11 protein-coding genes are annotated in these 12,510 nt (G+C 44.7%); 3 read left to right on the top strand and 8 right to left on the bottom strand.

What is annotated here, in order from left to right; all coding sequences use genetic code 11:
* Window positions 1-62: 62 nt before the first annotated feature.
* Entirely contained in the window at window positions 63-503 is a 441-nt protein-coding gene (locus tag QUB61_RS12070; RefSeq protein WP_333123949.1) for a gamma-glutamylcyclotransferase, read from the bottom strand.
* A 120-nt stretch (window positions 504-623) separates the two neighbouring features.
* Here QUB61_RS12070 and QUB61_RS12065 point away from each other — a divergent pair, with 120 nt between their 5' ends.
* Window positions 624-1,223, top strand: a complete 600-nt coding sequence (locus QUB61_RS12065; protein ID WP_333123951.1) for a glyoxalase-like domain protein — start codon at window positions 624-626, stop codon at window positions 1,221-1,223.
* A 278-nt stretch (window positions 1,224-1,501) separates the two neighbouring features.
* Window positions 1,502-1,984, top strand: coding sequence for a hypothetical protein (locus QUB61_RS12060; RefSeq protein ID WP_333123953.1), 483 nt, complete (start codon window positions 1,502-1,504; stop codon window positions 1,982-1,984).
* A 1-nt stretch (window position 1,985) separates the two neighbouring features.
* Here QUB61_RS12060 and QUB61_RS12055 read toward each other — a convergent pair whose 3' ends face one another.
* The 7 genes from QUB61_RS12055 to QUB61_RS12025 all read right to left on the bottom strand — a co-directional run bounded on the left by QUB61_RS12055 (window position 1,986) and on the right by QUB61_RS12025 (window position 12,158).
* Window positions 1,986-2,216: a hypothetical protein gene (locus QUB61_RS12055; protein ID WP_333123955.1), complete on the bottom strand. Its 231-nt coding sequence runs from the start codon at window positions 2,214-2,216 to the stop codon at window positions 1,986-1,988.
* Window positions 2,217-2,275: 59 nt separating this feature from the next.
* Window positions 2,276-6,910: an nSTAND1 domain-containing NTPase gene (locus QUB61_RS12050; RefSeq protein ID WP_333123958.1), complete on the bottom strand. Its 4,635-nt coding sequence runs from the start codon at window positions 6,908-6,910 to the stop codon at window positions 2,276-2,278.
* 25 nt (window positions 6,911-6,935) lie between these two features.
* Window positions 6,936-7,403 (bottom strand): M15 family metallopeptidase, encoded by a 468-nt coding sequence (locus tag QUB61_RS12045; RefSeq protein WP_333189951.1) that lies wholly within the window; start codon window positions 7,401-7,403, stop codon window positions 6,936-6,938.
* Between the two features lie 220 nt (window positions 7,404-7,623).
* Window positions 7,624-7,902 (bottom strand): hypothetical protein, encoded by a 279-nt coding sequence (locus QUB61_RS12040; RefSeq protein ID WP_333123964.1) that lies wholly within the window; start codon window positions 7,900-7,902, stop codon window positions 7,624-7,626.
* Between the two features lie 135 nt (window positions 7,903-8,037).
* Window positions 8,038-10,158, bottom strand: a complete 2,121-nt coding sequence (locus tag QUB61_RS12035; RefSeq protein ID WP_333123965.1) for a caspase family protein — start codon at window positions 10,156-10,158, stop codon at window positions 8,038-8,040.
* 153 nt (window positions 10,159-10,311) lie between these two features.
* Window positions 10,312-11,214 (bottom strand): peptidoglycan-binding protein, encoded by a 903-nt coding sequence (locus QUB61_RS12030; protein WP_333123967.1) that lies wholly within the window; start codon window positions 11,212-11,214, stop codon window positions 10,312-10,314.
* A 41-nt stretch (window positions 11,215-11,255) separates the two neighbouring features.
* Window positions 11,256-12,158 carry a glycoside hydrolase family protein gene (locus QUB61_RS12025; protein ID WP_333123970.1) on the bottom strand — a complete coding sequence of 301 codons (903 nt, stop codon included), beginning with the start codon at window positions 12,156-12,158 and terminating at the stop codon, window positions 11,256-11,258.
* Window positions 12,159-12,248: 90 nt separating this feature from the next.
* Between QUB61_RS12025 and QUB61_RS12020 the strand changes: the two genes are divergently transcribed.
* Window positions 12,249-12,455 (top strand): hypothetical protein, encoded by a 207-nt coding sequence (locus QUB61_RS12020; RefSeq protein ID WP_333123972.1) that lies wholly within the window; start codon window positions 12,249-12,251, stop codon window positions 12,453-12,455.
* Window positions 12,456-12,510: the final 55 nt, after the last annotated feature.

Raw genomic sequence — 12,510 nt, 5'->3', positions numbered from 1 at the left:
GCCCGTCTTTTTTGGACGGGCGGGACGCCCATCCCACAATAACAATTAAAATTGTAAGTTATTTAATTCGCGATCCTAAGCTCATCGGCATTAAGGATTTTATGTGTTGAAAACCTATTTTCCCACGTGCCGTGGGGCAGGCAGATGCCTCCTAGGGAACGGACGCGATCGGGTAACATGAAGTATGCCCAAGCGGTGCTTAAAGGTTTGAGGTGTCGATCGAAGATTTCGATGGACTGCCGCTGATATTCGTTTTGTGTCGGTTCCCGCAGGGGATGATAGTCTTCAAGTCGGTCTAAATCGTCCAAAATAGCCGAGGAAGCGAAACAGAGGAGAAAACCGCAGACTGTGCCATCTCCGGCAATCATCGCAGGATAGCCGATCGGCAGCGCAAAAAGTTGACCGCGGGCGATCGCGGGGTAAGCATCCACAACTTTTCCTTCGCAGTAGCGGAGGTAGTTGCACTCCCCGGGTTTGAGAGTGCCGTAGACAAAGACTTTCATCGGGTAGGGCCTAACGGCTAGCTTTTGCTAACATAGATGGCTAAGCTAATAGTTTAAGTCTCGCGGGCGATCGCGACTGCAATCTTGATAAATTTCGTTGTTTACCCTTTCTTATGATTCATGAGTTTAGTAGTTAGTATTATGGCTCTTGCACTTCACCCTTTGCACCTGAGTTCTTTCTTGCCATCCCTGCCCCTGGACAGCTTGTTTTCGACTCAAGGGATTATGGTGATGCTGCTGGCCGCCTATGCGGGGGCGATGTGGATGTTTCTCACCAGTGCTCCGAAGGTACACACGGTGATGGTATCCGATCTCGGGCAAGCGAGGGAGTTCTATGAAGGTATGCTAAACCTGCCCGTAGCAGAAGTGCCGCTGCACTACTACTACAATTACGAGCAAAGTTTGGGGACAACTGGTATCGATCCGCTGTATTTGTCGCCGAATGTCGGGAGGGCAACGAGTTCTCAAACGATGGGGGATCCCGAGGGTTTGTGGTATCAGTTGATGAAAAATACCCAACTGCACATCATTAGCGGGGCCGGTGCAGGGGAAAAAAATCGCCAGCGTCACGTTTGTTTCGATCGCGAATGTCTGGATCAGCTATTGATGAGGGTACAAACTCGCGGCATTAAGTATAAAATTCGCCGGGAAAAGCCGCTGAATTTTTTGGTCAAGGATTACGACGGCCGCGTCATTGAAATGGCTGAGGTTAGTAATTAAGTAGGTCGTTCTAATTAAACCTAAAACGATCTCGCGCGCTACCCCCGGCTTCTTTTGTTAAGTAATATCATTCCGGCTGTGCCGGAATGATATTAGTCGCGAACACGGCTCATCTCCCGAGAGATAATCGCTCAATCAAAAAATGATAAGAATAGTTGAGATTTTTGAAATATCACTATATTTTGGTTAAACTACCTTGATGGGTTTCGGGAGATTTTTTTATATCCCCAGAATAATCAGTAACACTCTTGTTAACTAAAGCCGGGAGATAACTAGCAATGACAGAAGTTGAAGCTATTGTGGCAAGTTTGTGGGAGCTGGATGATGATGTATTGGAAGCTCAGCTAGGCGCTCGTGCTGAAGCTATAGGAGATGATGTTGCTGGAGGTGTCGCAAGAGGGGTAGACCTAACTTCCTGGGAATCTATTGATGTGAACGTTGCGGCTAGAGCATCGATCGATCCAAGATTTCTAGATGCTGGTCGCCAGCTTTTCGATCGCGTCAACCCCTTAACTTACGAGCTGATGTGCAAACCCCTCGGAGGAGACGATGCAGAGACTCGGAAGATTTTAGATGAAACAATAAATCAGAACTATACCAAAGCGGCTGGGATGTTGGCTCCTGTTTTAGTCAGTGGAGTTGGGTTGGCTCCTGCTGTTGCAACTCTCCTAGCAACTCTAATCATTAAAAAGATTGCAAAGACAGGTGCTAATGCAATTTGCGAGACTTGGGAAAAAAGTTTAGTAAAACCTGCAAGCTGAGTTATTTACAAAGATTAGTAATACAGTCCTGGACGCACTCCGACTCCTCGAAACCGGGTTTTTTACGCCCGTGTGCGCGCGGCAGGGCGTCTTCTCGCAAAAAACCCGGTTTCTGACCACCCGTGCGTCCAGGACAATCATAAAAACTCTGTGAGGCGATCGCACTTCTGTACTCAGAGGTTTTGTCGGGCGATCGCACTTTTGTACCCAGAATTTTCAGAGGCGATCGCACTTATCTACGCATATTTGACGAATAGTTGGTACGGCGTTAAAAACTTTTATCTTTTCCAACTACTTTGGCACATCGTCGCATAGGTGGCGATCGCTCTCGTTAACATTAGAGTTATTCTTCAGATAGTCACGCACGCGATCGCAACCTTTGGTAAGTAATTTATCTAAGTTACCAATTTCCCATAATTTGGTAGTGCCGTCCTCGCCAATGGTAGCCAGCATACTACTGTCGGGGCTCAAAATGACGCTTTTGATTTTGAGGTCAGGGTCTTTAAATTCTCCTATCTTGGTTCCATCCAAATACCACAAGCTGAAAGTACCGTCTTCTTTGACAAGGGCAGCTAAACTACCATCATTGTTAGAACTGATATCGGAAAATTCACCTGCTCCAAAATTTTCGGAAATAGTCTGTAGTTGTATTCCCGACTTTACATCCAACAATACGATACTTTTGTAGGCTCTACTTAATTGTTGTACACCAGCTAACAGGATTTGGTCGTCTGATTTCCAAATCACATTGGTAATCATCATGGTTTCCTCATAAGGAAACGACTTATCATTTGGCTTACCTGAAGATACATCCAACAAATAAACTCTGTTATTATTATTGTCATTTCCCGTAACTGCTAGTTGGTTACCATTAGGACTAAAACTCAGGTTACTACCATCATATTTTCCAGTAAATTCTCTGTACTGCTGACTCGCAAAATCTAATATACCCACAGTTCCTTCGTTGCTTAGGGTTGCCAGTTGCTTGTCATTAGGACTAAAACTCAAGCTATTAAAGACAGGGTATCGCTTGTTAAACTGCTGCACTAGCTTCCCGGATAAATCTAACAAGCGGACAGTTCCATCTACTGCTTGACTTGCTATCAGCTTACCATCTCGGCTAAATGAGAGACTCTTAACTTTGTGTGGAAGTTTTTGTGATTGACTTAGCTGTTGTTGTTCCAAATCCCAAAGACGGAGAGTCCCATCAGCACTGGCAGTAGCAAGGACTTTAGCATCTGAGCGAAAATTTAAACTCGCGATTTGACCTTTATGTCCTTTGAGTTCACTAATTGTGCCTGTGTCCAAGTCCTGCAAGCGTATAGTACCGTCATTGAATCCTGTAGCAGCAAGTTTTTTACCATCTGGGCTAAAACTAATATCGTCGTTCCGACCCAACAACTTTGTCCGCCCTTCTTGCGCGTTATTTGGTTGCCGCCAATCCCACAAATAACTTTCACTACCCCTGGTGCTTCTAGCTTGTCCGTAGATAATTCCTATATCCTTACCATTGGGACTCAGTATTACTCGATCGACGCTTACTGGAAACTGCGAGGTTTTACTTAACTCTCGAAAAGATGAGTTAAACACGCTGACAGTTGTACCATCCAGAGTTGTAGCAACAAATAATAATTCACCATTGGGCTGGAAACCAGCAGTTACGATTTTGTTGTGAGGTACTTGTTTGTTCTGAGGTACTTGGATTTTCTGGTATCGCTTGGGCTGGAAACCAGCAGTTACGATTTTGTTGTGAGGTACTTGTTTGTTCTGAGGTACTTGGAATTCTTGGGATTGGTTGTTAGATAAATTCCACCAATGGGCAATACCTTTATCTCCAACGCTAACAATTTGACTGCCATCCGGATTAAAACTGAGACTTTTAATCTGACATGAATCAGAACTAGAGATGTTGTTTCCCTTCTTACATTGATTTGTTTGTAATACTGCTGCCTGTTGTTGATTTTCCCAATCCCAAAACAGGATAGAACCCTTGTTTGTGCCAATAGCGAGTTGGCTACCATTTGGACTAAAAATTACCTCTGTAACTGTGTATTGATTTCCTGGTAACTCAGCTAACTTTTTAGCTTGTTTGTCCCATACTCGGACAGTACCATCATTTTCAGTACTAACTACCAGTAGCCTACCCTCTTTTTCCCAAAAAATACTTTGAACCCCACTGGGAAACCCTGCTTTTTTGTAATATTCTCGGACTGTATAAGTTGCCTTTCTTAAGGTTCTAATAACTTGAATTTGTTCGCCTTCTTTTGGTGGGGGTACTTTTAACAGCAAGTTAGTTTTAAGGGATTTTCCAGCCGACAAACTATCGACCAAAGCATCTAAAATCAGTTGATTTGAGCGCAAGTTACCATCTGCGGACTCAGTATTAGTCAGCATTTGGTTTATCGTTGATTGCCTAAGATTCGCTAAGGCCCAGAGAATCAACCCGCTTAAAACCAGAATTACCACAATCGCACTGCGCCACCGCCAACTAATATTCTGGCGTTTTTGCAAAACACTTTCCTGCACAAAATCAGCTTCTACCTGGTTTAACCAGTTGTCATCGGAATTGAGTTCTTTATCCAATACGTCGAGATAAGGATTCGCATTCCACAAAAACTGTACGGGTTTCTCTCTCGATTGCGCTTGCTGATTTTGAGCGCGGCGTAATAGTCGAGCAAACTGAGCAGGAATTTTATTCACTAAGTTTTCGATAGTCAAGAGTCGTCGATCTAACCAATCCAAAACAGGATCAGCCCTGTCTAGAATCCCTTTTGGCTGTTCTTTGTCCTTATTTTTAAGGCTATCCCACTCCCTCGCTGCGGGAGTTAGCCGTCGTTGCAGCAGTAAGCTTTCTTGTTCCTCTTGCTTCCACTTCAGCAACCTTTCCCATCCCCGCACCAAAGCATCATGGGCTGGTTCCACGTAGGGATTCCCCTCTGTATCTTGCCCTTTCACTAACAACCTGGCTGTGCTAAAATGCTCAATTACTTCATTAACTAAACTATTTTTATCTGGCGGATATTCCAATTCCGATAACGGGACTTGTCTACGCGCTAGCTCGCCTCCACCCAGGGCTACCATCCGCAGCATTACATGACGGATAACTTGGCTATAAGCTGGATTTTCTTGAACTAACGCCTGATATTCCTCATCAGCTCTTTGAGTCAGCGATAGGATTACTCCTCCCAAAGCTTGATAATCTTCTTGAGTCAGGGCCCGGTCAATGGTGATCCCTCCGTTTTCTGCATCCCGTTGTCGCTTTAAATACTTGAGATAAAGTTCGCTCAGGACAAAGGAAAGCAGAGGCAATGCTCCCGGCATATCCGCCACTTCATTAATTAATTGTTCTACTAAATCGTAGGGGTGAAAATACATTACCCGTGCTTCAGCGGGCTTTTCAATTGCTTGGCGTAGTTCCGATCGTGTCATCGCTGGTACAATAAATCGTCCCTTGAGCCAACGCTTTTTAAGCTCAGTGTCAGTGTTTCCCACTTCTTTTTTAATGACTGTGGGAAAAAACTTTAAGCCAGCATCGCGGACTTGGGGTTCAAAGTCAGAACGTAGGCTTAACACTATTCGTAATTTATCCCCATGGGCATCAATTGCTGTAAGTATTTGTTGGAAAAATTCCTTGCGCTCATCCTCGTTTTGACAAAGTGTAATAATTTCTTCGCTTTGGTCAATAAACAGTAATAACTTATAATTGGGGAGTTGTTTCGCCCAAACATCAATGCTCATTACCAGGTTATGCTGTGGATTTTGTGGCTCTACCTCTGGTAATTGAATTTGTTTCAAAGCATTATTTAAAGCTTGCAAGGGAGTCTTACCAGGACGGATGGGTGGCATAAAATACCATTTTTCAGTTTTTTCTTTCCGTAGTTCGGGAATTAATCCTGCCTTCACCAAACTAGATTTACCCGCACCAGAAGCACCCAAAACCACTGTTAGGGGATTAGTTTTGACAAAATTCTGTAATTTTTTTACCAGTTCAGTTCTACCGAAAAACAGTTTGTTGTGTTCCTCTTCAAAGGGTGACAAGCCCCGATAGGGATTTTTGGAAACATCCAATGGTGGGGCGGGAGGTAGATTCAGGGCGTGTCCTGGTGTCAGGAAAATGTACTCGCCTTTATCGTGTTTGTTGAGGGGATGAATCCCTGGCGTCTGGCGGATGGCACGTGCTTCTGTGGCAATTTCAACACGATCGCGCATATATAGATAGAGTTCAGATGCCGTAATTACACCATCCCCGGCTGGCTTACCGGGTTCGGCTGGTGGAAAGGCATCGGCTTTACCTTCAAGTGCTTCAATCAACGCACAGGCAAACGGTGAATGGCTTCCTATTTGTCCGCGATCGTCTTTCAGGTCAAAGGCATCCCATGCAGATTGATCGTAGGCAGCCGAAGTGAGGACTTGCCATGCGGGGTCTTGAATGAAGCGATCGTAGCGTTCTTTGTGGAGTATACCCAGTTCAACAGGAATCGCTTTGCGTAGGCTTGACCAGCGAAAAGCACCCGCAAAACAACAGTCGAGAATACCTAAAAAGTGACGGCAGGGAAGCTGAAGCAAGGCTTTATTCACCTCTGACATCGGCAGGTAAGTGCTAACATTGCCCAACTTAGCGTTTTGAGGAATCAGATAGCCTTCCGGGCCATCCTCACCGTTGAGGGCAATCCCATGTCCAGCGAAGTAGAAGAGAAAGCGATCGCCCGCTTGAATTTGTTTCGGTAATTCTATCTCTAATATCTGCCGAAGTTGGCTGAGGTTAGCTTCTTGATTCAGAAGCAGAGTAACTGTGTAATGATGCTCGGTTTCGAGGAGACGGGCGATTCCTGTCGCATCACTAACAGCAGTTTTGAGTGAAGAGATGCCGTTGTTGTAGTCATTAATACCAATAATTAGGGCATAGCTATGTGTGAATTCTGACATATTTAAGTAATCAGTAAGTTTTTATTTAGTTGACTGCCCTGCCACCTTTAGGAAAACCCTCTCTAGGAGACTGATTTAGCCGTTCCTCAGTCTCAGGAGTATATTGGCCATCTTCTGGAATCTTATCTTCTGGATGATTCAGATTCCAGAGTTGTTGAAAAGCGAGGATAGGGAGACTACTGATATCGTCAGTACCGGAACCAACAAAGTCAAAATGAACTGGGTCGGATGGTCCTAACGATTGCCATCCTTCTGATTCTAGAAAGGGTTGCCATTTCTCAGGCTCTTCAATATCAATAGCTAAACCATTCTGATGATTGCTCCTGCCAGGCTGTGCAGCAACCTTGAAACCTGGCTGTTCTTGAGCTAAATTATACAATATTTGTTGCACAGAAATTGAGCGATAAGGAATGAGAATTAAATAACTTCCACAAGTTTGTGGGATGGGCGGGACGCCCGTCCTTTTTGGACGGGCGGGACGCCCATCCCACAATAACAATTAAAATTGTAAGTTATTTAATTCGCGATCCTAAGCAGAATTAATTCTGAGTTTTTCACCGCGTTGATTAATAGGCTTTTCTAAAGCTTTTACAGCAGCTAATTGCAGAGAAGGAAAACTGCTATTTTCATTAAATTCGACCGATTTTTTTTGAAAATTGACAATAGAAGTAGGATGAATTAATTTCCTCCTAAAGAAGATTTGTTAATCCAATTTACGAACTTTGTGCTCGTGTAATGTTGGCAGTTGTTGCTTCCTCATTGATTAACTTACAGATGAATTCTTTCTTAAAGTTGCCTCCACTAGGAGTGAGGAGCAGGTTGTAAAGCTCCTCTGCATCCCGATCGGCATATTTCAAATTCCAGCCCTGATACTGATATCGCGAGATACCAACAATAATTGCCCAGCGATCGCAGTTGCGATATTCTGAGTATAGCTCTAAGTCGGAAATTATGGGTTCTGCACCTCGGCTAGTAGGTTGCTGCTGGGACATTTTATAGAAAGGTTAATTGCTAATGCGTTCTCTGGCAATTGAAAATTCTAGAGCTATTCCCGAAATCAACATAGAATTAATGCAAAGAAGCCGTAATCTGTTTTAATTTAATGAATAGCCCCATTTACAAAACACCTATCGCGTTAGTGTGATTTTTATGTCCTTTGTTGTCCATTCCTGACTTGGATCGAAAATGGGTACTGCCGCACGGGTGAGTTCTGGAGGTCGATCCACATCCGCACCAACTGCAGCCAGAAGTTGTCCAAGTGGATTATCGCCACGAGCGAGTTTCTCTGCCTTTTTGCCAATTTCTTCATCAAGGGAGGGTAACTCCAGCCAACGAAAATCATTCTGCTTGATGGTGGCAAAAACTTTGATAGTTTCTCCTCCATTTAGGTATCTTTCTGGTAGTGTCAAGTTGAGTGGAAGCAGCATCTCTTGATTAGGATTGAAGGGATAAAAAACTGCCTCTGGTCTTTGAAGTTGAATGCGGGAAACCGCCCAGTTGGGTTCGAGATCCAGTACAGCAATATTCAAAACTTGAGAGGAAGTATTTTTTATTCGCAAGAATGCGTACTCACCAGATTTAACAACTAGATTAGTAGGCTCGGAAAATGGCTGCGGTTTTTTAGGCATTTCCAGTCGCCAATTTGGTTGTGTAAGTAATTCCACCTCTAGTTTATTGGTCAAATCAGAAAATTGATTGCTCAACTGTTGAATTGCTTGATATTTTACTAAGTGTATCAATCGTTTCACTACTTTTTGCGGAGCATCAGGGTCATCAATATTTAGTGCAGGTGTGAGGTTTTCAATCGGTGTACCAATACAAATTTCATACTCCCCTTTTTGATTAACCGCAACTAAATAATCTTCTTTTTGTTGTGCATCCGCCAGTTTCAACCAACCATTTCCTGCCAATGCTTCCTCGACTGCTGAGAGTGCATCATCCTCCCGATCCTTAATAGCTTGAGGCAGTTGATTGTCTTTCTCACCAACCTCTTTTTTGAAAAGACGTACTCCCCGTACCAGCTCGACAGGGGCTGATAGCATCACGGCTTGAGCGCCTTGCTCAATGTTGCCCGGACCTAGCACTTCAATTACATCTGCCCAGGCATCAGAAGCACCAACGCTGGCAATCTCAACGATCGCCAATTGCTTGTTTTTCTGGATAAAATCTGTAATGCCAAATGGATAAATGGCGAAGCGATAACCTGGACTAAGACCGTTTGCCATCCCCGTATTCAGCCGAACTTGCTTGACGACTTTCTTCGGTTCTGAGTCTGCCTCTGTTACCTCTTCCTCAATTACCTCAAGCACGTTGACGGCATATTGTAAAGATCCGCGCTCAACTCCGAAGACAAAGCGATCGCTCTGGCCCACGAGCATTGGCATCTGAGGGAACTTGCTTTGAATTTTCGCACTGACGCGATCGTGCAATGTTTTGTACGTCAATCCTGAAGGGCTACTGGTTAACGTATCGATCATCCAGTACGTCAGCGCCCCATGTCGCTCCTTACCACTCACCGCATACTCGTAGGCAGACTCGCTAGGACGACAGGCAGCTAGCAATACATAATCTCTAGGTTGAGGAAGCCACTGCCCGGGGGTAATACTTGCAGGAATTCCATCAGTCAGAGCCTGCCAGTTTTCGATTAGCTCTTGTCGCTGGGCAACCAAGCTTTCGGAGTCTCGCGGTGCTGTGTCGGTTTCTCCGGGGCCTCGAATTGCAACATCGTCGCCTCTAGTGGCTTCTCCAGAGTGGCAGCTATCCAAGACAAGGGTGACAATCAACCCTTTGTCCGTCATCCGCTTCAACAGTGTCGCCAATTCCACATCTCGCAGGTAGCGCCCAGATTCGTTGCCCACATCTATTGGCACAATTCCCTCATCGAGTTGGTCATTCCCCTTCAATTCTGGATAGATGGTTGTCGTCCGTCCTCCATGTCCAGAATAGTGAATGTAAACCTGCTCTCCCGGCTGAGCTATTTCTGTAATGGCCTGAAACTTTGCCACAATATTTTCATAAGTTGGTTCCGGGTCTTTGGTTTCGATTGTTTCAGCGACTTCAGGATTGGGAGAAGTCAGCTTGAATATCTTTTCAGAGGGAATGTTCAGCGTTTTCAGAAGGTAGTCCGCTACAAGATTAATGTCACGCACCGCTCCTTTAAGACTCTTGTACAACCGATTGGGTAAGTAGTAATCAATGCCAATTAATAAGGCGTAAATATTCGGTATTTGCTCAGGTTGCTCGCTCATTTTTACCTCATCAGTCCAGCAGTATCTGTTTAACTCAGAGAGTTGATGTATCAGCAGAGTTAAGGCTCAACAAGTTCAAGCTCTCCAGAAGACTCTGCCAATTCAGCAACCTATCTTTCCGTTTAAGGTTTTATTAACTACCTTGCGAACAGCTCAAGCCAGTTGTTGGCCAGTGCGGGTTCCGACAATTCCGTCTGGCTTCAAACCTTTCTGCTGCTGAAGTTCTTTGACGGCTTTGTCTGTTGCTGGTCCAAATTCACCATCAGTCCCAACTACAATGCCAGCTTTTTTCAACCCTTCCTGAAGCTTGAGTACATCCGAGCCTTCCATTCTGGGCATCGCCAAGCGCAACGTTCTGGGTTTTTCATCCCACGGCGCTTTAGGAAACCCTGGAGCAGGAGAGCGATTAAGCGCATCCTCAGTTTGAGGGCCAAAGCCGCCATCTTCGGTAATCCTTCGATCGGGATAATTCTGATTCCAAAGCTGCTGAAATGCAAGTATTGATTGACTGCGAAGATCGATCGTCCCGTCGCCTTGGTAGTCGAAGTGAGGTGGATCCCCTGGTAATGGATTCCAGCCATACCGCATTAAATAAACTTCCCAGCCTGTTGGATCGTCAATGTCGATCGCTAACCCAGTTTGGTGGTTGCTGGCTCCCGGTGGAGCTACAGGATAAGGATTGTTGAAGCGATCGTTATACAGCAACATTTGCTGAGCGATCGTGCGGTAGGCAGAGTTCACCTGCATAGTTTGACCTCGATCTTGAATCGCTCTCTGAAGTGCCTGTTTTGCTGAGGGTTGTACATAGGGAAAGGCTGCATCCTGCAACTCTACATTGAAGTCATCAAAACTGACAAAGGCATCTGGCATCATCAGTTGCAGTTGATATATCAACTGCTGGGATAAGCCATTGACCACCGCCGTCGAAAACATGGGTGCATCTTGGACCAATCCGGCGAAACTCCCTCTAACTCCCAACATATCCCGTTGGACAAATTCTTCACAAGCTTCGACAATTACAGGTTGATTAAAAAGAATATCCCTTGAGTCACTCATGGTTTTCTCCTATCTGTTTGAATTTGGTTACACAATCGATGTTATAGTCCCAATTCTTTTCGCGTTTGGGCACCTACAACACCATCCGCCATTAGCCCTTTCTGCTGCTGAAACTCCCGCACTGCCTTCTCAGTATCATTACCAAAGACTCCATCAGGTTCGAGATTAATTCCTGCTGTTTTCAAAGCTTCTTGCACTTGACGAACATCCTCACCTTGCATGAGAGGATCGGTGAGTTTCAAGGTGCCAGGTGCTTCTGCGATTGTTTCCCCTGTTACTTCTTCGCCTGTTCCTTCATAGGTTAAGAATGACTGCCAGGGTTTTCCCAAAAACAGTGCTCGTTCAGCCAATCGTCGGCGTGTCAGCCCTATCCAGGGTTGACCGTTTACCTTATTCCACACAGGAAACTGATTAGCTGCTCCTTGATAATTTCCCTCGTTCAAAAGCCTCAGAAGAGTTGAATCTCCAAAACCTCCTGACCCCACGTTGAAGCAGAAACAAACCAGTGCAGAAAACTGACTGTCATTGAGCTGAGCTTCAACGGCATCCTCAACAAAGGATTCAAATTTTTCTAAATCTATTTTCAGCAATTCTTCTGCCTGTGTTTGGCTAATCGTCAGTCCTGGGTAAACATCGTGGCCAGTGTGTCCGTAACCCATTGTCCACACTCCACTGCCGTCATCATAAGCAGTTAGCTCACATCCTTCAAACGTAGTGAGAAGCTTAAAGCCTTCTCCATTGATATGCTTTGAACCTCTGCGTTCTGCCACATCAGGCGGTTGTTCGTCTGGAGGATGAATGTTGTATGTTTTAGCCACGCTGAACTTTAAAGCCTCGATTAATGCTTTTACTTGCCCATTTGTCTCGGTGACTTTAACGGCGAGGTCGTCTTTTATTTCGTACACGCGACCATCGCCAAAGATTTCAAGCGATCTTCTTGGCATTTTAGTTTTTCCTTCTTAAAAGGTAGATTCTCTCGCAAGACCAATCCTGAAGAGCCCGATCGCCAAACTTTTGCCTGCCTCTGTGAATCTGTGAAAAGAGTTTATCAATTCATACTTGTTATCGAAACTCTTTCTCTAACAGGTGATATTACTTATTATATATATCTGTCCAATAAGTTCCGGGATTTTCTCAAACCTTTACAAAAGTTTATTTTTGCCGATCGAGAGCGGTGTGCTGCTTGTTCTATTTACGATCGCGATCGCCCAATTCCACCACTATCAAATTACACTTATTAGTCTTAAACCTATCAACTAACCAAAGAGCATAGTTGAAAACTACATTCAGCACCCG

This window comes from Microcoleus sp. C2D2 (assembly GCF_036702495.1).
GTDB lineage: Bacteria > Cyanobacteriota > Cyanobacteriia > Cyanobacteriales > Microcoleaceae > Microcoleus.
The sequence above is the reverse complement of the archived record's forward strand: the minus strand, read 5'-3'. Positions and strand labels throughout refer to the sequence as shown.